This is a genomic window from Bradyrhizobium sp. Unk1 (assembly GCF_059512345.1).
This window is the reverse complement of the sequence record NZ_JCAMOP010000019.1, coordinates 54,201-77,911: the sequence shown is the minus strand read 5'-3', so window position 1 is coordinate 77,911 and position 23,711 is coordinate 54,201. Positions and strand designations below refer to the sequence as shown.

Genomic DNA, 23,711 nt, shown 5'->3' with positions numbered 1-23,711 from the left:
TTTCGAACGACGTTCGCTTAGGATGAACGTCTCGCCACATCGAAAGTTTAGTGTTCCGAGCCTGTGTCTGGTTCAAAGCCTGACAGCCAGGGACGGCGGTTCACGACGCCCTCGCGCCAGGTCAAGCTGCGCGATTCTCTCTGTTTCGCTGTGTTTCTGGCGGGAAAAGCAGGGCGGAGAGATGCAGCTCTGCAACAGGTGCGCATCAAAACGCGGTGTGCCAGAATTATGACGTAGTATCAAACTCTTACATCTGCCAATGAAGAGCGAGGGAAGACCTGATTTGGTGGCTGTGGCGCCAATTTGGCCGCATTTGCCAGTGCTTGTGCCTTCTCCGAGGCCGCACGTTCCGCGGCGACTTGCCATCAGAACAATCCGTTCCGGTCGTCCGCCTGTGCTGTCCGGGATCGGTGCGGTTCTGCCGTCAGAATGAAGGAATACAATGCGTAAGCTTCTCGTCGCTCTCACCCTGCTGTCGGCCTCCCTTTCGACGGCGGCATTCGCCCAGGCAGGACGCGGCACGGACGCGGAACAGAAGGCCTGCACGCGCGATGTGCAGAAGTTCTGCCGTCCGGTCATCGACCAGGGCGATTTCACCATCTTGGCCTGCCTCAAGGAGAACCGGGCCAAGATCTCGCAGGCCTGCGACCAGGTCCTGAAGACCCACAACCAGTAAGCTCGGCCACTGGCCCACCGAGGGCGGCCCCGGGGCCGCCTTTTCGGGCCGGATCCGGAAGGGCAGCCATCGAGAGACAGGATTGGTTTTGCGGCCGTATTCCCCTATATGGGGGCCGCGGCGGCATCGCCGGCATGAGCCCGCGCGAGCGAAAAAGCCCTTCCTGTCCAAACGATTGTAAACCAGCCCTCGATGACCTCTGCGAGCGAATTGCGATCCGGCAAGGGTGACCGCGACGAGAATTTTCCCGTCGCGTCCTGGATCATTCATCCGCGCCATCGCGCGCTGATCCTGGCGTACTACAATTTCGTCCGCACCGCCGACGACATCGCCGATCACGCGACGCTGCCGCCCGACCAGAAGCTCGCTTATCTCGACCTGCTCGAGGCGGAACTGCTCGGCGAGGGCGACACCCAGGCCGAAGCCGTCATTCTGCGGCGGGCGCTGGCCGAGCGAGGCATGGCGCCGCGCCACGCGCTCGACGTGCTCATCGCGTTCCGCATGGATGTCACCAAGCTGCGCTACGAAAACTGGGACGAGGTCATCCACTATTGCCGCTACTCGGCGATGCCGGTCGGCCGTTTCATGCTCGACGTCCACGGCGAGAGCACGTCGACCTGGGCGGCCTCGGACGCGCTCTGCGCGGCGCTCCAGATCAACAACCACCTCCAGGATTGCGGCAAGGATTTTCGCGAGCTCAATCGCGTCTATCTGCCGCGCGACGCGCTGGCCGCGAGTGGCGCCTCGGTCGAGCAGCTCGGGCTGACGCAGTCGCCGCCGGCGATGCTGGCCTGCCTTCATGCGCTCGCCGTGCGCAACGCAGCCCTGCTCGACGAGGGCAGGTCGTTAGCTGCGGAGATCCGCGATGTCCGTCTCGGCGTCGACGTTGCGGTGATCCAGGCCTATGCCGACCGCATCGTGCGCCTGCTCAAGGTGCGCGATCCCCTGCGCGAGCGCGTGCATCTGAACAAGTTCGAACTTCTCACTTTCAGCCTCGCCGGCATGATCGGCGAAGTCGGCCGCCGCGCGATCGGACGCAAGGCCATTTCAAGACCGGGGACTGCACATGACGCTTGAGGCGACCTCGCCCAGCGCCAATTACGGCTCGACGGCATCGAACAGCTCCTTCTACGCTGCGATGCGCATCCTGCCGCATGACCAGCGCGAAGCGATGTTTCAGATCTACAGCTTCTGCCGACAGGTCGACGACATCGCCGATTCCGACGGCCCCCGCGACGAGCGGCTTGCCGCGCTTCAGGAGTGGCGCAACGATATCGACGCGCTCTATCAGGGCCATCCGCCGCCGCGGCTGAAGGACTACGTCGGCTCGGTGAAGACATTTGGGCTGAAGCGCGAGGATTTCCTCGCGATCGTCGATGGCATGGAGATGGACGTACCGCAGGACATCCGCGCGCCCGACATGGCGACGCTCGATCTTTACTGCGATCGCGTCGCCAGCGCCGTGGGACGGCTGTCGGTGCGGGTGTTCGGCCTGCCCGAGGAAGACGGCATCCAGCTCGCCTACCATCTCGGCCGCGCGCTCCAGCTCACCAACATCCTGCGCGACATCGACGAGGACGCTGGCCTCGGCCGGCTCTATCTGCCGCGCGAGGCGCTGCTCCACGCCGGCATCACATCGAACGACCCGAACCGCGTGATCACCGAGCGCGCGCTGCCGAAGGTCTGCCAGCCGCTGACGCAGCGTGCGAAGGCGCATTTCGAGAAGTCTGACGAGATCATGAACCGCAACAAGCGCCGCGCCGTGCGCGCGCCGCGGATCATGTCGAAGTACTACCATTCCATCCTGGACCTCCTGATCGCGCGCGGCTTCAACGCGCCGCGCGAGCCCGTGCGTGTGTCGAAGGTCACGCGCATCCTGATCCTGCTCCGTTACGCTTTCATCTGATGCAAAAGACAGCTCACATCATCGGTGCTGGAATTTCCGGCCTCTCCGCCGCCGTGCGGCTCGCCAATGCGGGCTTCAAGGTCGCCGTCTACGAGGCGACGCACCAGGCCGGCGGCCGCTGCCGCTCCTATTTCGACGGCGCCACCAATCTCACCATCGACAACGGCAATCATCTGCTGCTGTCGGGCAACAGCCATGCGCGCACCTATGCCCGCTCGATCGGCACCGAGGCGGGCCTCGTCGGCCCCGAACGTGCGCAGTTTCCGTTCGTCGACATCAAGACCGGGCAACGCTGGCAGATCGATCTCGGCGATGGCCGGCTGCCGACCTGGGTGCTCGACGAGAGCCGCCGCGTTCCCGATACCGGCCTCGGCGATTATCTAAAGCTGGCGCCGCTGATCTGGGCGTCGGAGGAGACGCTGGTCGGCAAGTCCATTCCCTGCGAAGGCATCCTGTATCAACGGCTGGTGCAGCCGCTGCTGCTTGCGGCACTCAACGTCGATCCGCCCGAGGGCTCGGCCGGGCTTGCCGGCGCGATCGTGCGCGAGACGCTGCTTGCCGGCGGACAGGCGTGCCGGCCGCTGATCGCGCGCGACGGCCTGAGCGCCGTGCTGATCGAGCCTGCCGTCAAGTTCTTGCAGGAGCGCGGCCACACCGTTCAGCTCGGCCATGAGCTGCGTTCGTTTACGACCGGTGACGGCAAGGCCAGCGCGCTGAATTTCGGCGGCGAGGATGTGATCCAGCTCGGTGAGGGCGACGTCGTCGTGATGGCGGTGCCGCCGCGTGCCGCCGCGAGCCTGCTGCCCGGGCTGAAGACGCCGACCGAATTCCGCGCCATCGTGAACGCGCATTTCCGGTTCGAGCCGCCGCCGGGCTCGGCGCCGATCCTCGGCGTGATCGGCGGCGTCGTGGAATGGCTGTTCGCGTTCCCGAACCGGCTGTCCGTGACCATCAGCAATGGCGACCGCCTGGTCGACATGCCGCGCGAGGAACTCGCGCAGGCGATCTGGAACGACGTCTGCAAGGCGGGCGGGGTTTCCGGCGAGCTGCCCCCCTGGCAGATCGTTCGCGAGCGCCGTGCCACATTTGCGGCGACGCCGGCCCAGAATGCCCTGCGTCCGGGGCCGGCGACTGCGCTGAAAAACCTGTTTCTTGCCGGCGACTGGACTGCTACGGGATTGCCTGCAACCATCGAGGGATCGGTACGGTCCGGTGATCGCGCCGCCGATCTGGTTTTGGCCGCAAAGCGGCCCTGACGGGCAAAGTCCCGGTCAATTTCAATCGACTATCGGAGCAATCGAGCGACATGGATGCCGTGAACGCGACCAGCCGCGAAGCCCAAGAATCCGGGGCCTTGGAATCGAGCATTGCGTCGGCGACGGATGGCGTTCTCGGCTTCCAGCAATCCGACGGCCATTGGGTGTTCGAGCTCGAGGCCGACTGCACGATTCCGGCCGAATACGTCCTGCTGCGCCATTATCTCGCAGAGCCCGTGGACGCCGTGCTCGAGGCCAAGATCGGCAATTATCTCCGCCGCGTGCAGGGCGCCCATGGCGGCTGGCCGCTCGTGCATGACGGCGAGTTCGACATGAGCGCGAGCGTGAAGTCCTACTTCGCGCTCAAGATGATCGGCGATTCCGTCGACGCCCCGCACATGGTGCGTGCGCGCGAGGCGATCCATGCCCGCGGCGGCGCGATCAACAGCAACGTCTTCACGCGCTTCCTGCTTGCGATGTTCGGCGTGGTGACCTGGCGCGCGGTGCCGGTGCTGCCGATCGAGATCGTGCTGCTGCCGTTCTGGTCGCCGTTCCACCTCAACAAGATTTCCTACTGGGCGCGCACCACCATGGTGCCGCTGATGGTTCTCGCCGCGCTGAAGCCGCTGGCGAAGAATCCGAAGGGCGTCGGGATCGACGAGCTGTTTCTCCAGGATCCGCGCTCGATCGGCATGACCGCGAAGGCGCCGCACCAGAGCATGGCCTGGTTCGTGCTGTTCCGCGCGCTCGACGGCATTTTGCGCGTGATCGAGCCGATGTTTCCGAAGAGCCTGCGCCAGCGCGCGATCGATGCGGCGCTCGCCTTCACCGAGGAACGCCTCAACGGCGAGGACGGCATGGGTGCGATCTATCCGCCCATGGCCAACATCGTCATGATGTATGACGCGCTCGGCAAGGACGAGAATTATCCGCCGCGCGCGGTCACGCGCCGGGGTATCGACAAGCTGCTCGTGATCAAGGGCGACGAGGCCTATTGCCAGCCCTGCGTCTCGCCGGTGTGGGATACGACGCTGACCGCCCACGCGCTGCTCGAAGCCGGCGGTGACAAGGCCGTGCCTGCGGCCAAGCAGGGCCTCGACTGGCTGATCCCGAAGCAGGAGCTCGAGGTGAAGGGCGACTGGGCGGTGAAGCGGCCCGACGTGCGCCCGGGCGGCTGGGCCTTCCAGTACAACAATGCCTATTACCCCGATCTCGACGACACCGCGGTGGTGGTGATGTCGATGGACCGCATGCGACGCGAGCACGGTGCGACCGGCTATGACGTCGCGATCGACCGCGCCCGGGAGTGGATCGAGGGCATGCAGAGCGACGACGGCGGCTGGGCCGCCTTCGACGTGAACAACCTCGAATACTATCTGAACAACATCCCGTTCTCGGACCATGGCGCGCTGCTCGATCCGCCGACCGAGGACGTCACCGCGCGCTGCATCTCCATGCTGGCCCAACTCGGCGAGACCGAGAAGACCAGCAAGCATGTGGCCGACGGGGTCGCCTATCTCAGGAAGACCCAACACCCGGAAGGGTCCTGGTACGGCCGCTGGGGCATGAACTTCATCTACGGAACCTGGTCGGTGCTCTGTGCCCTCAACATGGCCGGCGTCCGCCATGACGACCCCATGATTCGGAAAGCCGCCGACTGGCTGGCCTCGATCCAGAACAAGGACGGCGGCTGGGGCGAGGACGCGGTCAGCTACCGCCTCGACTACAAGGGCTGGGAGGCCGCTCCCTCGACCGCCTCGCAAACGGCATGGGCCTTGCTTGCCCTGATGGCTGCTGGCGAGGTTGATCACCCGGCCGTCGCCCGCGGGGTGGAGTACCTGATTGCAACACAGAACAAAAAAGGACTGTGGGACGAGCAGCGGTACACCGCCACAGGCTTTCCCCGTGTATTCTATCTACGGTATCATGGTTACCCGAAGTTCTTCCCGCTGTGGGCGTTGGCGCGGTATCGGAACTTGCGGAGCACCAACAGCAGGGTGGTAGGGGTCGGGATGTGACTTTGGGGACGGGGGACTATCTTACCGTGGGTAATGCCATCGACCCGCGGCCGATATTGATCGTGACTGGACTGGTTCAGGAGGCCCGTATCGCGGCTGGGCCCGGAATGGCGGTCATTTGCTCGTCGAGCAGCCCGGCCCAGTTGCGGGCGCTGCTGACGGTGGTGGATCCCGAGACGATTCGCGGTGTGATCTCGTTCGGCGTAGCCGGCGGGCTCGACCCGACGCTGCGCTCCGGCGACGTCGTGCTGGCGACCGAGGTGCTCTCCGGCGATACCCGCTGGGCCGCAGGCCTCTCGCTCGGCGACGACCTGATCGACCGCCTGACGTCGGGACGCCGCCGTGTGGTGCGCGGCAGCCTTGCCGGCGCCGAGGAGGTGGTCACGAAGCGGTCCTGCAAGGCAGCGCTGCATTCGGAAACCGGAGCTTCTGCCGTCGACATGGAGAGCCACATCGCGGCCGCCTACGCCGCCGAGGCCGGGCTGCCCTTTGCCGCGGTCCGCGTCATCAGCGATCCCGCCCATCGCGCGCTGCCGGCGCTCGCCCGAGCCGCCATCAAGCCGAACGGCCAGATCGATCTCGCAGCCGTGCTGCGTGGCATCGTGCGCAATCCGACCACGCTGCATGCGCTGGTCTCGACCGGCATCGACTTCAACCGCGCGCTGCGTTCGCTGCGCGGCTGCCGCGACTATTTGATCGGCACCGAGCTCGTCGACAGCGAGGCCCTGGTCTCCAAGGCGGCCTGACCTCCTGATGCGATAAAACAAAGGGCCCGGTCGCCATTGGCGACCGGGCCCTTTGCGTTTTGGTGCCTGCTCACTCGGTCGCCTCCATGCGGTTTCGGTCCACGACCCACAGCGTCCGTCGCATCATGCCCTCGACGATTGCCGCCGACTCACTTGGACGCAGATAGATCGCCGTGGACTTGAGCAGCCATGGCAACACCGCTTGCTCGAGCCGCTCCTCATAGGCGCGGCGCATCATGTCGAATGCCTGCAGGCCGGGTCCCGCCAGGATCACATGGTGTGGGCGCAGCACGGATATCGTTGCCGCGACCGCCTCGGCAAGCGCACGACCTGCCTGCTGGAATACGTGCTCGAGACGGGGATCGCCGCCCCGCGCCCGCTCGCGCAGGAGGGCCATCTGCGCCTCGGAAGGCTGCTGCGACGCCGCCGGCGGCAAGTCGAGAAAGGTGCGGGCGTCGCGGTAGAGCGCGTAGTCGGCGAGATGGGCCTCGATGCAGCCGCGCTGGCCGCAGCGGCATTGCGGCCCGTTCGATCCCAATTTGATATGGCCAATCTCGCTGCCGGCGCCGGCGCCCCAGCGCGCTTCACCGTCGACAACGACGCCCATGCCGACGCCGTGGCCGACCATGATCGTTGCCGAGAGGCCCTGCGCCAGTGACGGCTCCGCGGCGGAGAGGGCGAGCGCAACCGCGACGGCATCATTCGCCATCACGACTTCAGCGCCGAAGGCCTCGCGCACCGGCTTCACCAGATCGATATCGGTGACGGACAGCGCCGGACTCCACAGATGCCGGCCGGTGTCCGCGTTCACGATGCCTTGGAGGGCAATTCCTATTCCCAGCAGGCGATGGCGCGGTGTGGCCGTCGCCTCGAGCATCGCATCGATCTGCGCGATCACGAGATCGCACAATGCGCCTGCATCGAGAGCCCGCGTCGCGATTTCGAGCCGCGTTTGCGCCAGGCTGGAGCCGCTGAAATCCGCGATCAGTGTTTCAATCAGATTCATGCGCAGCGAGACCGCGATGATGCGGCCGAACTCCGGGTTGAGGGTCAGCAGCACGGCGGGCCGGCCCCGGCGGCGGCTGTTCAGCCCGTCCGCATCGTCTTCGTCCGTGTCGTCGGGCCACGAGCTTGCCGGTGTCTCGGTCTCGCACAGCAACTCTTCCGCGATCAGTCGCGACGTCAGGCCGGAAACGGCGGGGAAGCTCAATCCCGTACTCCGGGCGAGCTCCACACGCGGCAACGGCCCCTGGCGTCGCAAGACTTCGACGAGGCGGCCGCGGTTCGAGCCGCGGGCGATGCTTGAGGTACGTCTCGGCGGCTCAATTTGGTCAACCATGTTGTCTCTTTAATTTATTACGTGAAGTTAATGAGCGGGTGGTCGGGTGATGTGATCGAAAAAGCACAACCGGAAGACGTTGTCTGCGAGCCATATTTACTATTATCATACCTCATGTACTATCTCCGCTTGAAGAAGGAGCCAGTACATCCCGATTTCGATGTTTTTGCTCTGCGACATTTCTTCGCTACGTAAATAAAATAAGGCGCAGAAGCGCCCTGAAGGCCCCATCCGGGGTGACCCAAGGGAGGTGAACATGAACGGATCGATGAAGAAATTGCTAGTGCCGCTGCTCGCGACTGCCGCGTTCGCGATGGCGACGGGGGTGGCGCAGGCCCAACAGAAAAAGACCATCGCGCTGGTCACCAATGTTGCGGCCGACTTCTGGACCATCGCCGGCCGCGGGCTCGAAAAGGCGCAGAAGGAGCACCCGGAATACAATATCGAATTGATCGTCACCAACGAAGGCACGGCGGCGGGCCAGCGGCGCGAGCTGGACGACCTGCTGGTACGCGGCGTCGCCGGCATCTCCATCTCGGTCGACGATGCGCCGCACGCGACCGAACAGCTCAACAAGGTTGCGGCCAAGACCGTGTTGATCACGACGGACAGCGACGCCCCGCAGAGCAAGCGTCTCGCCTATATCGGCACCGACAACGTCGCGGCCGGGCGGCAGGCAGGCGAGGAGATCAAGAAGGCGCTGCCGAACGGCGGCAAGATCGCACTGTTCGTCGGCACGATGGACGCCGACAATGCCCGCGAGCGGGTGCAGGGGATCAAGGAAGCGATCGCCGGCACCAAGGTCGAGCTGGTCGACGTGTTCACCGACCAGGTGGACTTCGCCAAGGCCAAGGCGAACATGGAGAACGTGCTCGTCAAATATCCGGACATCGCGCTGTTGTCCGGCCTTTGGAGCTACGAGACACCGCTGATCTATGACGCGGTCAAGGCGGCGGGCAAGGCCGGCAAGGTGAAGATCGTCGGCTTCGACGAGGACCAGCGCACGCTGCGGGGAATATCCGACGGCACGATCGAATCCACTGTCGTGCAGCAGCCGTACGAATTCGGGTATCTCTCCGCCACCAACATCATCAAGACGCTGAACGGCGACAAATCCTGGATTCCGGCTGACAGCAAGCTGATCGTGCCAACCCAAGTGATCAGCAAGTCGAACGTCGCCGAATTCACCGCAAATCTGAAGGGGCTGCTGAAGAAGTGACTTTCAGCGCCTTTCGACGCCCGGCTGGCACAGTCGGGCGTCGTGCGGGAGGAAATGAATGGCGGAAATCCTGTTCGAACTCGCCGGGATCAGCAAGTCCTATCCCGGGGTCATGGCCCTCGACGACGTCAGCCTGCGTGTGTACCGCGGCGAGGTGTTGGGCCTGATCGGCGAGAACGGCGCCGGCAAATCGACGCTGATGCGCGTGCTGGGTGGCGTGATCGCGCCGAGCGAGGGCGTGATCCGCATCGGCGGCATCGACCATGCCGGTATGACGGTGAACGAGGCGACGCAGGCCGGCATCGCCTTCGTGCATCAGGAACTGAACCTTTTCGAAAATCTCGACGTCGCCGCAAACGTCTTCATTGGGCGCGAGCGGGTTGTCGGCGGCCCGCTGAAGCTGGTGGACAATGTGGAGATGCGCGCTCGCGTGACGCCGCTGCTGGAGCGGCTGGGCGCCGATTTCACCCCGGACACGCTGGTCGACAATTTGTCGATCGCCGAGCGTCAGTTGGTGGAGATCGCCAAGGCGCTCTCGATCGATGCCCGCGTGATCATCATGGACGAGCCGACCTCCAGCCTGACGATTTCGGAAACTGAACGGTTGCTGGAGGTGATTGCCGATCTGAAGGCGCATGGCATATCGGTGATCTATATCTCTCACCGGCTCTGCGAGATCATGACCTGCGCCGACCGCGTCGTGGTGCTCCGCGACGGGCGCACGGTGGGAGAGCTGGCGCGCGACAGGCTGAGCCATGCCGCAATGATCCGGCTGATGATCGGTCGCGACCTGAAAGCGCTGCATACGCCGCCGAAGCGGCCGCCGCAGCCGGGTGGCTGCGACATTGTCGGCCTCGTGACATCGGCCTTTCCCGACCGGCAGATCGATCTTTCCGTGCGGCATGGCGAGATACTCGGACTGGCAGGGCTCGTGGGCGCCGGTCGCACCTCCTTGGCTCGCGCGGCTTTCGGCATTGACCCGCTGCTGGGCGGCGAGATCAGGCTCGACAACGCGCCGGTCGATGTCGCCTCGCCACAGGACGCGATCAGGCAAGGCATCTATCTGATGCCGGAGGATCGCAAGAAATCCGGGCTCGTGCTGGAGCTGCCGATCCGGGAGAACGTGACGCTGGCCAGCCTGCTGAATTATGCGCGGATGTGGCTGGTCAGCGGCCCGGCCGAGCGCAAGGTCGCGAAAGAGCAGGTGAGGCGGCTCTCCATCAAGGTGCCGAGCATCGATATGGAGGCCGTGACGCTCTCCGGCGGCAACCAGCAGAAGGTGGTGCTGGGCAAGTGGCTCTCCATGCAGCCGCGCGTGATGTTCTTCGACGAGCCGACCCGTGGCGTCGATGTCGGTGCCAAGAGCGAGATCTACGCGCTGATGCGCGAGCTCGCCGACCAGGGCGTCGCGATCGTGATGATTTCTTCGGACATGGAGGAGGTCATCGGCGTCTCCGACCGGATCGCGGTGATGCATGAAGGGAGCGTCAGCGGCGTGCTGGAGCGCCCGCAGTTCAGCGAATACAACGTGTTGCAGCTTGCAATCGGCCAGGCACCGGAAACCGTGGAAGCCGCTGCGCCATGAACAAGAAGGAACTCGGCCTCGGCCTGCTGCTCCTGGTGATTTCCGCCGTCACGGGCGCGATCAATCCGGCCTTCCTGTCGCTGGTGAACTTGCTGAACATGGCCAATCTGATCGGCCTGTTCGGTGTGTTTGCGCTTGGCGAGGGGCTCGTGATCATCACCGGCGGCATCGACCTCTCGCTCGGCTCGATGTTCGCGCTGCTCGGCGTCGTCTTCATCGACCTTCTGACGACTTATCAGGTTCCCTGGCCCCTGGCGCTGCTGGCGGTGTTGCTGGGCGGGCTGGTGCTGGGAGGCATTCAGGGTTTCCTCGTCACCCGGCTGAAGATGCAGCCCTTCATCGTGACGCTGTGCGGGTTGCTGATCTATCGCGGCGCCGCCCGCTACTATACGAGCGACTCGACACGCGGCTTCGGCTACGGCGACGAGGCCGGGACGCTGAGCAGCATTGCCTCCGGCAATGTGGCGGGCATCCCGAATACGTTCATCCTTCTGATCATCCTTGCGCTCGTCCTCGGCGTGCTGCTGCACCGCTCGGTCTACGGGCGCTGGCTTTATGCCGTCGGCAAGAACGAGGAAGCGGCGCGCTTCTCGGGCATCAACACGAATGTCGTGATCGCAACCGCCTACATCATCAGCGGTGGGCTCGCCGGCGTTTCGACAGTCTTGTTCGTGTTCTACACGAACTCGGTGTCGCCGAGCTCCTTCGGCAATTTCTATGAGCTCTACGCGATCGCGGCTGCCGTCCTGGGCGGGTGCAGTCTGCGCGGTGGCGAAGGCTCCATTCTCGGCATCGTGCTGGGGACTGCGCTGCTGCAGGTGCTGCAGAACCTCGTGAATATCCTGGGCATCCCCAATTCCCTGAACTTTGCGGTGATGGGGACGGTGATTTTGATCGGCGTGTTGGCGGATCATCAGTTGCAGGCCCGGCGGCGACGAAAGCAGGCGCTGGCCGGCCTCGCCCGTACGGCGCCGAGATCGACGTTTGAAGGACAGCAGGGCGCAGCACCGCGCGGCGTGGACGCGCTGCCGGTGAGAACGGGCGACCAGGCATGACGGATCCAGGCTCCAGTTGACACAAGGCAGCTTCGTGGGTGGGCGGCTGCGACGGTGTGTGCTGGGGAAGGAGCGCGTTCCAGGCTCGAGGGCTTGGCAGGAACGCGAGGCAAGAATGACAAAGCCTGAGACGGCGGGAGGACGAAGAAGATGTTGCGCAGGTTTGTGAACACCGCACGCGCGTGCGGTGTGGGGATTGCTTTGTCATCGCTGTTGGGCGGTGCGGTACATGCGGCCGATTTTTCAACGAAAGCTGCGCCTCTGCCTTATGCGCAGGCCGACGACTTCTGGACGAGACCGTATCTGTTTGGCGATCTCGGCAGAACGAGGCTGAAGGAGCAGGGCATCGATCTGGGCTTGACGCTGGGTAATGAAACCGTCGGCAACCTGTCGGGAGGAGATAGGAACACCGCGGCCAACGCTGGACAATTGTGGTTCGGTGCCAAGCTCGATATGGCGAAGCTTGCCGGCATCCCGGGCGGCACGGTCGGCCTCACGCTGGTCCAGCGTTTCGGCGACAACCTGAATACCGAGGCAGGCATTCCGGCCTTGCAGCTGACCAACGAAGTTTTCGGCCGCGGAAATATCTTTCGCCTGACCCAACTCTATTACTCGCAGAAACTTTTCGATGATCGCCTCGAACTCAAGGGCGGCCGTCTTCCGGTCGGCTCCGACTTCTTCTTCGGTCTGTGCGAGTTCATCAACCTGACCTTCTGCGGCGGTCAGCCCGGCAACATCCAGGGTGGGTACATCTATAACTGGCCGGTGAGCCAGTGGGCCGGTGTCGTCCACTACAAGCTGGCCCCGGAATTCACGATCTCGGTCGGCGTCTACGACGCCAATCCGAATTATCTGACGACGTCAGACTCGACCGTCTACTTCTTGCCGGGGATTCCCGCCTCAACCCCCGCCAGCGGCGTGATGGTGCCGGTGGAGTTGGTCTGGGCGCCGAAGGGGCCCTTGAACGGGACCTGGAGATTTGGCGGCTGGTACGACAGCGCATCGACCATTGATGGTGGCCTTCCCGGTGTTGTCTCCACCATCCCCGGCATTGGAGGCGTCCCGGATCAAAATCTCGGGGATCAACGCGGCCGCTACGGCGTCTACGAGTCCATCCTTCAGCGCTTGACCGTCGACGGTCCGGACGCGCAGGGTTGGTACACCTTCCTCAATACGACCGTTGCCGATCACCGGACGTCGTACCAGGACTACCAGATCGCCGGAGGCTTCCGGCATACCGGAACGTTCAGCTGGCGCCCCCAGGACGAAGTCGGCTTCGCGGTGGGCACGACACATGTGAATTCGGCGGCGCTCAGCCCCAATGCCGGCGGCAACGAAGTTCCGATCGAAGTCTGGTACGGCTGGCAGGCAACCGGCTGGCTGAACCTCAAGTTCGACGCGCAATATGTGATCAATCCCGGCGGGCGCGGCTATAACGCCGCGGGCGTGAAGACCGACAATGCCGTGGTTCTCGGCATGCGCACCGAGGTCCACTTCTGATGTGACGCTAACCGGTCTGATGCGTGAGGGCGGAGCGTAGCCCCGCGCATCACTCCGCTCTTCCTCCCGGCGCGTGAGCTGAACAAAAGAAAAGGCCCGGTCGCGGTGGCGACCGGGCCTTTTTCGTTCGTACCGACTCGCGTGCTTACGCGGCAGTCGAAGCCTTCCGAGCGGCCTTCTCCTGCGCGGCGGCGGCCTCGTCCTTGCGGATCTCCGACAGGCGCTTCTGCACTTCCGCCGAGAAGATGTACTGCGCCGGGCGCTGCTTGCTCATGTCGATCTCGGGCGCCATCGGACCCGTGGTCCTGATGCCGCGCAGCGACACCCACATCGCCTTCAGCGGGTTGTTGAAGGCTGCGGTCGCCGCCGTCGGCTCGTAGCCGCAATGGGCCATACAGTCGGCGCATTTCTCGTACTTGCCGGTGCCGTAGGTCTCCCAGTCGGTGGTGTCCATCAGCTCCTTGAAGGTCTTGGCGTAGCCTTCACCGAGCAGATAGCAGGGCTTCTGCCAGCCGAAGATGTTGCGCGCGGGCATGCCCCACGGCGTGCACTCGTATTCCTGGTTGCCGGCGAGGAAGTCCAGGAACAGGCCGGAATGCATGAAGTTCCACTTCTTGCCCTTGCCCATCGCGAAGACGTCGCGGAACAGCTTCTTGGTCTTGGTGCGGTTGAGGAAGTGCTCCTGGTCCGGCGCACGCTCATAGGCATAGCCCGGCGACATCGAGACGCCGACACCAAGCTCGACGGTGAGGTCGAGGAACTTCGCGATCTCCTCGGCCGGATGGCCGTCGAAGATGGTGGCGTTGACGTTGACGGTGAAGCCGCGCGCCTTGGCCGCCTTGATCGCGGAGACGGCGCGGTCGAACACGCCCTTCTGCGACACGGCCTTGTCGTGATGGTCCTTCAGGCCGTCGAGATGCACCGAGAAGAACAGGTACGGGGAGGGCGTGAACAGGTCGAGCTTCTTCTCGAGAAGCAGCGCGTTGGTGCAGAGCGAGACGAACTTCTTGCGTTCGACGAGGCCACGCACGATCTCGCCGATCTCCTTGTGGATCAGCGGCTCGCCGCCGGGAATCGCGACCATCGGCGCGCCGCACTCGTCGGCCGCGTCCCAGCACTCCTGTGCGGTCATGCGGCGGTTGAGGATCGCATCCGGATAATCGATCTTGCCGCAGCCGACGCAGGCGAGGTTGCAGCGGAACAGCGGCTCCAGCATCAGCACGAGCGGATAGCGCTTGCGGCCAAGCAGTTTCTGCTTGAGCAAATAGCCGCCGATACGCATTTCCTTGAAGAAGGGGATAGCCATTACAAGTTTCTTTCTGGGCTTGGAATTCGGGTGGGTCAGCTCGCAGCCAGTTCGGCCGGAAGCCGGAATTCAATGTTTTCCTCGCGGCCCGGCAGCACCGAGACCTTGACTGGTCCGATCCGCCGCATCGCTTCGATCACGTCATCCACGAGTACCTCAGGCGCCGAAGCGCCGGCCGTGACGCCGACGGTCTTGGCATCTTTCAACCACTCCGGATTGAGCGCGCTGCCGTCGGCAATCAAATAACTCGCGACGCCGGCCTCAGTGCCGATTTCGCGGAGCCGGTTCGAGTTCGAGCTATTAGCGGCGCCCACCACCAAGATCACGTCGACCAGCTTGCTCAAGTCCCTTACCGCAGATTGGCGGTTCTGTGTCGCATAGCAGATATCCCGGATATCCGGACCTTGAATATCTGTAAAGCGGGCCTGGAGGGCCGCAATAATGTCCTTGGTGTCGTCGACCGACAGGGTGGTCTGGGTGATGTAGGCCACTGGCGTATCCGCCTGCAGCGTCAAGGCCTTAACCTCTTCAACGCTTTGGACAAGCAGCACCGGGGCGGGAACCTGGCCCATCGTACCCTCGACTTCGGGGTGGCCGGCATGGCCGATCAGGATCAGGGTGCGGCCCCTGGCGATGTAGCGCTTCCCCTGATTGTGAACTTTCGTGACCAGGGGGCAGGTGGCATTGAGCACCGGTAGGTCGCGCGCGGCAGCCTCTTCCTCGACGCTGCGGGCGACGCCATGGGCACTGAAAACGGTCACGGCCTTCGGCGGAACCTCGGATAATTCCTCGACAAAGATCGCGCCCTTGTTCTTCAGGCTCTCGACCACGTACTTGTTGTGCACGATCTCGTGGCGCACGTAGACGGGCGGGCCGTACTTCTCCAGCGCCCGTTCCACGATCTCGATCGCACGCACCACGCCTGCGCAAAAGCCGCGCGGCTGCGCTAGATAAACTTCCATAGGACGCCCATCACGCAAGTTGCACCAATCCGCTTCTCAAGTCCCCGGCGGCACCTCGATACTGCCCAATGAGTTGCAATAACCGCACCATTGGTTTCGCGCACGCGGTAACCGCCCACCCCAGTTGGGGCCCGGCGCATGGAGGCACAGCACTTTGTGTCAAAAAATCGGCAAAAAGGAAAGACCGGATGAAACCCTGGTTCCGTGACGGTACGAATCCACGGTATTATAATAGGGTATTCGCCCTGAGCAAAATGGCGACATTTGTGCTCAGCTCTTCGCCACTTTCCCGCCTCAAGTCACCGGCTATACCGACCGCCCCGCATGATTTTGCCACGGTCTGTCGCCGTTTACCTCGAACCTTCGTGCGGCGAGAACCACTCAAAACAGCAATAGGTTTCGCTGGGGAACTCCGATAAACAGCGGGCGTTTCCGGCAAGCTGTTAACCGCAGAAAGAAAAGATGCTGCAAAGCGTAGTCGTTGCCATCGTCAGGGCCTGCACCCGGTTTGCCTCCCTCGTCGTCGTTCTCGGGCTCCTGCTTTCGGTGGGGGCGGGCTATTACACGTCTAAGCATTTCGCCATCAACACCGACATCAATTCGCTGATTGCCCAGAATTTGGACTGGCGCCAGCGCGACCAGCAATTCGACCGTGCCTTCGACCGCGACGCGACGATTCTCGCGGTCGTCGAGGCCAGGACGCCGGAGATGGCGACCGCGGCGGCGGATGCGCTCTTCGCCAAGCTGAAGGACAACAAGACCGACTTCCAGTCGATGCAGCAGCTCGGCACCGGCGAGTTCTTCGAGAAGAACGGCTTGCTGTTCCTGCCGACCGAAGAGGTCGGCAAGATCACCAGCCAGTTCGAATCCGCAGCGCCCCTGATCGAGATCATGGCCGGTGATCCCTCGATCCGCGGCCTGACCGGCGCGCTGGAGACGGGACTTGCCGGCGTCAAGCGCGGCCAGGTCAAGCTCGACAATACCGCGCGGCCCTTCAATCAGATTGCGCAGACGGTCGAGACCGTGCTCAACAAGGGCAAAGCGAGCTTCTCCTGGCGTGAGCTCGTCAGCGACGAGCCGCTGACGGATTCTGATAAGCGCGCCTTCATCGAGTTCAAGCCGATCCTCGACTACAACGCGCTGGAGCCCGGCAAGGGCGCCACCGACGCGATCCGCAAGGCGGCAGTTGATCTGGATTTTGCGAACAAATACCAGGCCCGAGTGCGACTGACCGGTCCGGTCCCGATCGCCAACGAGGAATACGCCACCGTCCAGGAAGGCGCCGTCGTCAACGGCGTCGGGACTGTGCTGGTCGTGCTGCTTATCTTGTGGATGGCGCTGCACTCGTCGAAGATCATTTTCGCGGTGTTCGTCAATCTCTTCGTCGGCCTTGCGCTGACGACCGCTGCCGGCCTGATGATGGTCGGCTCGTTCAATTTGCTGTCGATCGCGTTCGCCGTGCTGTTCGTGGGACTGGGCGTCGATTTTGGTATCCAGTATAGCGTCCGCTACCGCTCAGAGCGCTACAAGCACAACGATCTCTCCGGCGCGCTGGTGCTTGCCGCCAAGCGCTCCGCGGTGCCGCTGTCGCTGGCGGCCATGGCGACCGCCGCCGGCTTCCTCTGTTTCCTGCCCACCGATTACAAGGGCATCTCCGAGCTCGGCCAGATCGCCGGCGTCGGCATGCTGGTGGCGTTCCTCTCCAGCATCACCGTACTGCCCGCAATGCTGAAGCTGTTGAATCCGCCCGGTGAGCAGGAACCCGTCGGTTATGCCTTCCTGGCGCCGCTCGATTACTTTCTGGAGAAGCACCGTGTGCTGGTCGTGGGCGGCACGTTGCTGCTGGCGCTCGCCGGCCTGCCGCTGCTCTACTTCCTGAAGTTCGACTTCAACCCGATGAACCTGCGCAACCCGCACGCGGAGTCGATCGCGACGTTCCTCGATTTGCGCAAGGATCCGAACACCGGCGCCAATGCCATCAACGTGATGACCACGTCCGAGGAGCAGGCGAGGCAGGTCGAGGCGAAGCTGGAGAAGGTGCCTGAGGTGCTGCGCGTGATGTCGCTCGACAGCTTCGTGCCGCAAGACCAGCCGCCGAAGCTGAAGCTGCTCGCGCAGGGCGCCAAGGTGCTGAATCCCGCGCTCAACCCTGATCAGGTCGACGCGGCGCCGACCGACAAGGAGAACGTCGATTCGCTGAAATCCTCGGTCGACAATCTGCGCCGGACCGCCGGTGACGCGAAGGGCCCGGGCGCCGTCGCCTCGCGCCGGCTGGCGGACGTGCTCGAGAAGCTCGCCAATGGCGACGAGGCGACGCGGAACAAGGCTCAGGACGTGTTCGTCACGCCGCTGAAGATCGTGTTCGACCAGCTCAGGAACGCGATGCAGGCCGGGCCGGTCACCCTGGCCTCACTGCCCCCCGAGCTCGTCAGCGCCTGGAAGAGCAAGGACGGGATCATCCGCGTCGAGGTGCAGCCGAAGGGCGATCCCAACGACAACGACACGCTGCGTAAGTTTGCAGCCGCCGTGCTCGCTGCCGAGCCGACCGCGATCGGCGGGCCGGTCTCGATCCTGAAATCCGGTGACACCGTGGTGAAGGCGTTCATCCACGCCGGCATCTACGCGTTGCTGGTGATCGGCCTGTTGCTTTGGATCACGCTGCGGCGGTTCGTCGACGTGCTGATGACGCTGGTGCCGCTGCTGGTCGCCGGCGCGGTCACGCTCGAAATCTGCGTGTTGATCGGCCTGCCGCTCAACTTCGCCAACATCGTCGCGTTCCCGCTGCTGCTCGGCGTCGGCGTCGCCTTCAAGATCTATTATGTCGTGGCCTGGCGCTCGGGCAGGACAAACCTGCTCCAGACCAGCCTGACGCGCGCGATCTTTTTCAGCGCGCTGACGACGGCGACCGCGTTCGGCAGCCTGTGGCTGTCGAGCCACCCTGGAACGTCCAGCATGGGCAAGCTGCTCGCACTCTCGCTGGTGACGACGCTTGCCGCAGTGCTGCTGTTCCAGCCGGCCCTAATGGGCAAACCCCGCAATCTCAGGGAGTAGGCAGATGTCGCCGACCAGGTCGGCGGCGTTCTTCTGACCGGGCTTGGCGGTGGTCGCGGTCTTCTGGGCCGCGGGGGCAGGGGCAGGCGCTGTGGCGCTGGCGGCGGTCGTGCCGCCTGTTGTGGCGCCGCCTGTGGTGCCTGGGGCTTTCGGCGCCGCGCCGGTGGGCTTCGGCGCGCCCTTGGCCATGGCGTTGGCGGTGCTCAAAGGAATCGGCGGGGCGACGCGGGTCCAGGTCTCGCCGCCGCAGAGGAAGCCCATCACGCAGCCCTTGATTTCGAGCTGGTCGGTGCCGACGGGCGTGATGGTTGCGCTGTAGAGCTGGCCGTCCTTGGCGTTGTAGACCTGCCCTTCCCACTGATCGACGCCGGGCTTCTTCTTCATGTCGATCAGGGTCGCCATGCCCAGCGTCGGCCTGGTCTTTTTCGACTGATCCGGATTGTATTCATCGCGGCCGCCGGGCTGCTTTTCCCAGGAAACCGCGCCCCACATGCTGCCATTGCATTGGGCGACACGAATATTGGCGACGGCGTCGGCGACCCGCCAGTCGCCGGTCGGATCGGCGGCGAGCGCGGGTGTCAGGCAGGTGTAACCACCAGCCAGTATTAGTCCGGTGTAAAGGGCTAAACGCATGATAGTTCCTTGGCAGTGCAACATGGTTTAAAGCTGTGCTTGCGAAGATGGTCCGAAAAAGGGCAAAAGGCCGCACAGACCGTTTTCAGCAACGGTCCCTTTTCAGTTGACGAGCCGGCCCTCAAGCGAAGTATGTAGCGGATGCACAGCCCAAATCCAGACATGTCTCAGCTATTCGCGGACCGTCAGGCCCAGCGCAGCACCCTGCATAATCGGTATCTGAACGAGCAGTTCGTTCGGGTTCTCAAGACCATCGGCTACGATGTCGGCTTCCAGAAGGGGCAGGGGCAGTACCTCTACGATCGCGAGGGGGCGCGCTATCTCGACCTGTTGTCCGGCTTTGGCGTGTTCGCGATCGGGCGCAATCACCCTGTCATGCGCGAGGCGCTCAAGAGCGTGCTCGATGCCGACCTGCCCAATCTCGTCCAGTTCGACGTCTCGGTGCTCGCCGGCGTGCTCGCCGAGCGGCTGCTGAAATACGTCCCCTATCTCGACAAGGCGTTCTTCGCCAATTCCGGGGCCGAATGCGTCGAAGCGGCGATCAAGTTCGCCCGCGGCGCCACCGGCCGTCCCGGCATCGTCTATTGCGCCCACGGCTATCATGGCCTGACCTACGGCGCGCTGTCGCTGACGGGTGATTCGAACTTCCGCACCGGCTTCGAGCCGCTGCTGCCCGGCTGCACCTCGATTCCGTTCAACGACCTCGCCGCGCTCGAAAAGGCGCTGGCCTCGCGCGAGGTCGCGGCCTTCGTCGTCGAGCCGATCCAGGGCAAGGGCGTCAACATGCCCACCGACGAGTTCCTGCCGGGTGCTGCCGCACTCTGCAAGAAATACGGCACGCTGTTCGTCGCCGACGAGATCCAGACCGGCATGGGCCGCACCGGCCGCTTCCTGGCGGTCGAGCACTGGAACGTCGAGCCCGACATGGTGCTGCTGTCGAAGTCGCTGTCCGGCGGCCACGTGCCGGTCGGCGCCGTGCTGACGCGCAAGAGCATCTTCGACAAGATTTTTAATCAGATGGACCGCGCTGTGGTGCACGGTTCGACCTTCTCGAAAAATGACCTCGCCATGGCCGCGGGCATTGCCACGCTCGACGTCATGGAGTCCGAGAAGCTGATCGAGTCCGCCGCCAAGCGCGGCGCCGAGCTGCGCCTGGCGCTGACGCGCATGGTCCCCGGCTACGAGTTGATGAAGGAAGTGCGCGGCAAGGGCCTGATGATCGGCGTCGAGTTCGGCCCGCCGAAGTCGCTGCGGCTGCGGGCATCCTGGAACGTGCTGGAAGCTGCCAACAAGGGCCTGTTCTGCCAGCTCATCACCGTGCCGCTGTTCAAGGACCACAAGATCCTCACCCAAGTCGCCGGTCACGGCAGCCACACCATCAAGCTGTTGCCGCCGCTCACCATCACCGAGGAAGATTGCGGCTGGATCGAGCGCGCCTTCGACGACGTCATCGCCGGCAGCCACAAGGTCCCCGGCGCGATCTGGTCGCTCGGCAAGACGCTGGTGGACAACGCGGTGCGGCGGTCGGCGTAAATTCGCCGATCTATCTCAGCGATCGTCATTGCGAGCGAAGCAATCCAGTATCCCTCTGCGGATGCGGGCTGGATTGCTTCGCTTCGCTGGCAATGACGGTGATGCCAGCTACCCCTCCACATTCGCCTTCATCGCCGCCTCGAACTTGTCGACGAACTCGGCGAGCTCGTCGGCGCCGATATCGCTGACGGCCCAGAAGTTCAGGCCGCGATTGCCCCAGCGGCGGCAGTTGAAGCCCTGCATGGTCTCGGTCTTCGGCGCGCGATATTCCGCGTTCGATGTCTGCGATACGAACAAATTGATCACATGCTGCCGGCGCTTGTAGACGACGGCACCGATGGCGCGGGCGTCGATATAGTCGAGCCGGCCGCCGACCAGCGTGAAGCCTTGCGCGGTGAGATCGATCACGGGCGGGGCGACGTCGAGCTTGCCGTTGAACCACGGCTTCACGGTGTGCTGGTCGGTCGAGACCACGTCGATGAGATGGCCGGCCTGGAGCGAGCGCAGATGCGCGGAGACGACCTCCGACAGGATGCGCTGCTGGTCGTCCTGGCGCAGCACCACGGCGACGACGCCGGAGGCGGCGAGCGCGGAGACGGCAGAGCCCATCGCGAAGCCGCGCAGCACGGAGCGGCGGGTCGGTTGCCGGCGCTGCGGCTGCGGCAGCGCGGCTTCAATCCGGGCGCGCAGGCTTGCCGGCGCGGTATAGCGCAAATCGGTGTCGGCGAGCACGCGCTGCATCTCGCGTTGTGCGGCAAACTCCGCGGCGCAGTCCGGGCAGCTGGCAATGTGGGCTTCGACCTCGCGCGCGTGGCCGGCATCCAGCTCGTTGTCGAGCAGCGCGTGAAGCAGGATTTTTGCTTCGTCGCAGGTCATCTCGAGTGCTCCTCTTCCGCCGTCCAGGCCGCGCGCAGCATGGCGCGGGCGCGGGCGAGGCGGGACATCACGGTGCCGACGGGGGCGCCGACGGCCTCGGCGATTTCACGATAGGACAGGTTGTTGATCTCCCGCAGCACGAATGTTTCCTTGAACGGTTCGGCGAGCGCGTCGATCAGCTTGCGGATGGCGCCAGCATCGCGGCTGCGCAGCACCTCGGTCTCGGGGCTCGCCTCGCTCTCCTGCCAGATCGGCGTCTGCTCGGCGGCGCCGGGCGTATCCTCGATCGCGCTGGGCCTGTGTGCGCGGCGCGCATATTCGGCGTTGCAGACGTTGCGCAGGATCGCGAACAGCCAGGGCTTCATCGCCGGCCCGCGATAGCTGTCAAAATGCTTCAGCGCGCGCAGATAGCACTCCTGCACCGCATCCTCAGCGTCGGAGGCATCGCGCAGCAGATAGCGCGCGAGCGTGTAGACGTCGTCGAGATAGGGCAGCGCGGCTTCGCGGAAGCGCTGCGCCTTCTGCAAATCGTCGTTGGCGGGCATCGCTCCTCGCTTTGCCTCTTGTTCTGCGCGTCGCGTTGTTTCGTCCCTGTTCGTTTCGTCGGGGTGTGTGACCGAAGGCACACGAGCCCGGCCGGCGTGGGACCACCGGCCGGGCAAGACGTTGATGCCTTGGTTCGAGACGTTACTCAACCTTGATCATCCCCGTCATGTGCGGGTGCAACGAACAAAAATATTTGTAGTCGCCCGCATTGGTGAAGGTGAACGAGAACTTGTCGTCGGTGTCCAGGGTCTTCGACCTGAACTTGCCGGCCGAAACGATCGTGTGCGGGATGTCGTCCCTGTTGGTCCAGGTCACGGTGGTGCCGAGCTTGATCTTGAGCTCGGCCGGCTGGAAAACGAAATTGTCGATATGCACTTCCATGTCGTCGGCACGGGCCGTCGTTGCGGGCAACAGGATGGCTGCGACCAAAGCGAGACCGAAGTCGACACCGAAGTCGCGGCGATTGAGTGTTTTCATTGTCAGCTTCCGTTCAGCCTTTTTCGGTTCACTCTTGGATCAACCCTGCAGCGGCGTGTCGATGATCGCGAGCCGCTGCTCGTTCTGCTTGAAGTTGACGCTGGCGACGCCGAGCATGGAGCGCAGTCTTGCGTCCTCGACCTTCATTGGTCCGGGCGAGGGCGCGGCCCCCGGCGCCGGCTGCGGGAACGCAGTCGACCGCGCGGTGTGGAAGGTGACGTTGCCCTCGACCTTCTGCATCACCTGATGGATATGGCCGTTCAGCACGGTGACGGAGCCGAAACCTTTCACCTGTTCCAGCGCGCGGCCGCCGTCCTCGGTGCCCCAGCCCCATTCGGGATAGACCGTCCAGAGCGGGATGTGCGCGAACAGCACGATCGGTGTCGATTTCGACCTGCCGCGCAGATCGTCCTCGAGCCAGGCGAGTTGCTCGGCGCCGAGATTGCCGAGGCCGCCGGCCTTGAGGTCGACGACGTTGACGAGGCCGATGAAGTGTACGCCGCCGGCGTCGAACGAATACCAGCCTGCACCCTTGGTGCCGCGGCCGTAACGCTCGCGATAGAACTTCACCTCCTCGTCGAGGAAGTCATGCTCGCCCGGCACATAGTGCACGTCGAGCTTGCTCTGCGAGATGATGCGGTCGGCATTGTCGAACTCGGCGGCCTTCGACAGATGCGTGATGTCGCCGGTGTGGATCATGAAGGAGGGTTTTGCCGGCATCGCGTTGATCTTGTTGACGGCTTCCTCCAGCGTGCCGAGCGCGTTGGGATTGGCCGGCTTGTCGAAGCCGACATGGCTGTCGCTGATCTGGAGGAAGGTCATGCCGGGCGCAGCTGCCGTGGCGGCCTGCGCGGAATCGATGATACCGAGCGAGCGCGGGACGCCGCCCGTGATGGTCCAGAGCACCCCGGTGCCGGCCCAGGTCATGCATTCCAGCACCTTGCGGCGGCTGACGCCGTCCCCGTGATCGTGTCCGCTCATCGCACGTCTCCACTTCGCCCGGAATTGGGCTTCGGGGAGTTGATTG

Annotated in this window: 20 protein-coding genes; 12 read left to right on the top strand and 8 right to left on the bottom strand. The window is 64.0% G+C overall.

Annotated elements, in window-relative coordinates:
* The first annotated feature begins 442 nt into the window (after positions 1-442).
* The 6 genes from AC5ZFO_RS24285 (at position 443) to AC5ZFO_RS24260 (ending at position 6,602) form a co-directional block, all read left to right on the top strand.
* Positions 443-676: a hypothetical protein gene (locus AC5ZFO_RS24285; RefSeq protein ID WP_028143219.1), complete on the top strand. Its 234-nt coding sequence runs from the start codon at positions 443-445 to the stop codon at positions 674-676.
* A gap of 192 nt (positions 677-868) precedes the next feature.
* On the top strand, positions 869-1,753 hold the full coding sequence (gene hpnC, locus AC5ZFO_RS24280) for a squalene synthase HpnC (RefSeq protein WP_282518906.1): 885 nt from the start codon (positions 869-871) through the stop codon (positions 1,751-1,753).
* Positions 1,743-2,582: a presqualene diphosphate synthase HpnD gene (gene hpnD / locus AC5ZFO_RS24275; RefSeq protein ID WP_282518905.1), complete on the top strand. Its 840-nt coding sequence runs from the start codon at positions 1,743-1,745 to the stop codon at positions 2,580-2,582. The genes hpnC and hpnD overlap by 11 nt, the downstream gene beginning before the upstream one ends.
* The gene (gene hpnE, locus AC5ZFO_RS24270) at positions 2,582-3,838 is read left to right on the top strand and encodes a hydroxysqualene dehydroxylase HpnE (protein ID WP_282518904.1); all 1,257 of its coding nucleotides are present in this window, start codon (positions 2,582-2,584) and stop codon (positions 3,836-3,838) included. Before hpnD ends, hpnE begins: the two co-directional genes overlap by 1 nt.
* A 50-nt stretch (positions 3,839-3,888) precedes the next feature.
* A complete protein-coding gene (shc, locus tag AC5ZFO_RS24265; protein WP_496122736.1) occupies positions 3,889-5,856 on the top strand; it encodes a squalene--hopene cyclase in 1,968 nt (655 codons plus the stop codon).
* Complete coding sequence (locus AC5ZFO_RS24260; RefSeq protein ID WP_282518902.1) at positions 5,853-6,602, top strand: phosphorylase; 750 nt, start codon at positions 5,853-5,855, stop codon at positions 6,600-6,602. Before shc ends, AC5ZFO_RS24260 begins: the two co-directional genes overlap by 4 nt.
* A 70-nt stretch (positions 6,603-6,672) precedes the next feature.
* On the opposite strand, the gene AC5ZFO_RS24255 is transcribed toward AC5ZFO_RS24260, so the two are convergent.
* Positions 6,673-7,941, bottom strand: coding sequence for an ROK family protein (locus AC5ZFO_RS24255; RefSeq protein ID WP_496122735.1), 1,269 nt, complete (start codon positions 7,939-7,941; stop codon positions 6,673-6,675).
* 256 nt (positions 7,942-8,197) lie between these two features.
* On the opposite strand from AC5ZFO_RS24255, the gene AC5ZFO_RS24250 reads away from it, so the two are divergent.
* The 4 genes from AC5ZFO_RS24250 (at position 8,198) to AC5ZFO_RS24235 (ending at position 13,300) form a co-directional block, all read left to right on the top strand.
* Positions 8,198-9,160: a sugar-binding protein gene (locus tag AC5ZFO_RS24250; protein ID WP_282518900.1), complete on the top strand. Its 963-nt coding sequence runs from the start codon at positions 8,198-8,200 to the stop codon at positions 9,158-9,160.
* A 58-nt stretch (positions 9,161-9,218) separates the two neighbouring features.
* Positions 9,219-10,745 (top strand): sugar ABC transporter ATP-binding protein, encoded by a 1,527-nt coding sequence (locus tag AC5ZFO_RS24245; RefSeq protein ID WP_282518899.1) that lies wholly within the window; start codon positions 9,219-9,221, stop codon positions 10,743-10,745.
* A complete protein-coding gene (locus AC5ZFO_RS24240) occupies positions 10,742-11,800 on the top strand; it encodes an ABC transporter permease (RefSeq protein WP_282518898.1) in 1,059 nt (352 codons plus the stop codon). The genes AC5ZFO_RS24245 and AC5ZFO_RS24240 overlap by 4 nt, the downstream gene beginning before the upstream one ends.
* A 150-nt stretch (positions 11,801-11,950) precedes the next feature.
* Complete coding sequence (locus AC5ZFO_RS24235) at positions 11,951-13,300, top strand: carbohydrate porin (RefSeq protein WP_282518897.1); 1,350 nt, start codon at positions 11,951-11,953, stop codon at positions 13,298-13,300.
* Between the two features lie 145 nt (positions 13,301-13,445).
* Here AC5ZFO_RS24235 and hpnH read toward each other — a convergent pair whose 3' ends face one another.
* Together hpnH and ispH are read right to left on the bottom strand one after the other, a co-directional pair.
* Complete coding sequence (gene hpnH, locus AC5ZFO_RS24230; protein ID WP_282518896.1) at positions 13,446-14,606, bottom strand: adenosyl-hopene transferase HpnH; 1,161 nt, start codon at positions 14,604-14,606, stop codon at positions 13,446-13,448.
* A gap of 35 nt (positions 14,607-14,641) precedes the next feature.
* Entirely contained in the window at positions 14,642-15,568 is a 927-nt protein-coding gene (ispH, locus tag AC5ZFO_RS24225) for a 4-hydroxy-3-methylbut-2-enyl diphosphate reductase (protein ID WP_028159756.1), read from the bottom strand.
* Between the two features lie 462 nt (positions 15,569-16,030).
* Between ispH and hpnN the strand changes: the two genes are divergently transcribed.
* Complete coding sequence (gene hpnN, locus AC5ZFO_RS24220) at positions 16,031-18,619, top strand: hopanoid transporter HpnN (RefSeq protein WP_282518895.1); 2,589 nt, start codon at positions 16,031-16,033, stop codon at positions 18,617-18,619.
* Here hpnN and AC5ZFO_RS24215 read toward each other — a convergent pair.
* Positions 18,587-19,252 carry a DUF2147 domain-containing protein gene (locus AC5ZFO_RS24215; protein ID WP_282518894.1) on the bottom strand — a complete coding sequence of 222 codons (666 nt, stop codon included), beginning with the start codon at positions 19,250-19,252 and terminating at the stop codon, positions 18,587-18,589. The two genes, hpnN and AC5ZFO_RS24215, sit on opposite strands and share 33 nt — an antisense overlap.
* A 141-nt stretch (positions 19,253-19,393) precedes the next feature.
* Here AC5ZFO_RS24215 and hpnO point away from each other — a divergent pair, with 141 nt between their 5' ends.
* Entirely contained in the window at positions 19,394-20,785 is a 1,392-nt protein-coding gene (gene hpnO / locus AC5ZFO_RS24210) for an aminobacteriohopanetriol synthase HpnO (RefSeq protein ID WP_028146959.1), read from the top strand.
* 108 nt (positions 20,786-20,893) lie between these two features.
* Here hpnO and AC5ZFO_RS24205 read toward each other — a convergent pair whose 3' ends face one another.
* The 4 genes from AC5ZFO_RS24205 to AC5ZFO_RS24190 all read right to left on the bottom strand — a co-directional run bounded on the left by AC5ZFO_RS24205 (position 20,894) and on the right by AC5ZFO_RS24190 (position 23,665).
* Positions 20,894-21,661: an anti-sigma factor family protein gene (locus AC5ZFO_RS24205; protein WP_282518893.1), complete on the bottom strand. Its 768-nt coding sequence runs from the start codon at positions 21,659-21,661 to the stop codon at positions 20,894-20,896.
* The gene (locus AC5ZFO_RS24200; protein ID WP_028146963.1) at positions 21,658-22,206 is read right to left on the bottom strand and encodes a sigma-70 family RNA polymerase sigma factor; all 549 of its coding nucleotides are present in this window, start codon (positions 22,204-22,206) and stop codon (positions 21,658-21,660) included. The genes AC5ZFO_RS24205 and AC5ZFO_RS24200 overlap by 4 nt, the downstream gene beginning before the upstream one ends.
* Before the next feature lie 142 nt (positions 22,207-22,348).
* Positions 22,349-22,684 (bottom strand): cupredoxin domain-containing protein, encoded by a 336-nt coding sequence (locus AC5ZFO_RS24195; protein WP_282518892.1) that lies wholly within the window; start codon positions 22,682-22,684, stop codon positions 22,349-22,351.
* 39 nt (positions 22,685-22,723) lie between these two features.
* Complete coding sequence (locus AC5ZFO_RS24190) at positions 22,724-23,665, bottom strand: metallophosphoesterase family protein (protein WP_282518891.1); 942 nt, start codon at positions 23,663-23,665, stop codon at positions 22,724-22,726.
* Positions 23,666-23,711: the final 46 nt, after the last annotated feature.

Coding starts and splice junctions, on each gene's coding strand:
- hpnC (WP_282518906.1), top strand. CDS start 869: ATGACCTCTGCGAGCGAATTGCGATCCGGCAAGGGTGACCGCGACGAG.
- hpnD (WP_282518905.1), top strand. CDS start 1,743: ATGACGCTTGAGGCGACCTCGCCCAGCGCCAATTACGGCTCGACGGCA.
- AC5ZFO_RS24245 (WP_282518899.1), top strand. CDS start 9,219: ATGGCGGAAATCCTGTTCGAACTCGCCGGGATCAGCAAGTCCTATCCC.
- AC5ZFO_RS24215 (WP_282518894.1), bottom strand. CDS start 19,252: ATGCGTTTAGCCCTTTACACCGGACTAATACTGGCTGGTGGTTACACC.
- AC5ZFO_RS24240 (WP_282518898.1), top strand. CDS start 10,742: ATGAACAAGAAGGAACTCGGCCTCGGCCTGCTGCTCCTGGTGATTTCC.
- hpnE (WP_282518904.1), top strand. CDS start 2,582: ATGCAAAAGACAGCTCACATCATCGGTGCTGGAATTTCCGGCCTCTCC.
- AC5ZFO_RS24205 (WP_282518893.1), bottom strand. CDS start 21,661: ATGACCTGCGACGAAGCAAAAATCCTGCTTCACGCGCTGCTCGACAAC.
- AC5ZFO_RS24255 (WP_496122735.1), bottom strand. CDS start 7,941: ATGGTTGACCAAATTGAGCCGCCGAGACGTACCTCAAGCATCGCCCGC.
- AC5ZFO_RS24285 (WP_028143219.1), top strand. CDS start 443: ATGCGTAAGCTTCTCGTCGCTCTCACCCTGCTGTCGGCCTCCCTTTCG.
- AC5ZFO_RS24250 (WP_282518900.1), top strand. CDS start 8,198: ATGAACGGATCGATGAAGAAATTGCTAGTGCCGCTGCTCGCGACTGCC.
- ispH (WP_028159756.1), bottom strand. CDS start 15,568: ATGGAAGTTTATCTAGCGCAGCCGCGCGGCTTTTGCGCAGGCGTGGTG.
- hpnN (WP_282518895.1), top strand. CDS start 16,031: ATGCTGCAAAGCGTAGTCGTTGCCATCGTCAGGGCCTGCACCCGGTTT.
- shc (WP_496122736.1), top strand. CDS start 3,889: ATGGATGCCGTGAACGCGACCAGCCGCGAAGCCCAAGAATCCGGGGCC.
- AC5ZFO_RS24195 (WP_282518892.1), bottom strand. CDS start 22,684: ATGAAAACACTCAATCGCCGCGACTTCGGTGTCGACTTCGGTCTCGCT.
- hpnO (WP_028146959.1), top strand. CDS start 19,394: ATGCACAGCCCAAATCCAGACATGTCTCAGCTATTCGCGGACCGTCAG.
- AC5ZFO_RS24200 (WP_028146963.1), bottom strand. CDS start 22,206: ATGCCCGCCAACGACGATTTGCAGAAGGCGCAGCGCTTCCGCGAAGCC.
- AC5ZFO_RS24235 (WP_282518897.1), top strand. CDS start 11,951: ATGTTGCGCAGGTTTGTGAACACCGCACGCGCGTGCGGTGTGGGGATT.
- AC5ZFO_RS24190 (WP_282518891.1), bottom strand. CDS start 23,665: ATGAGCGGACACGATCACGGGGACGGCGTCAGCCGCCGCAAGGTGCTG.
- hpnH (WP_282518896.1), bottom strand. CDS start 14,606: ATGGCTATCCCCTTCTTCAAGGAAATGCGTATCGGCGGCTATTTGCTC.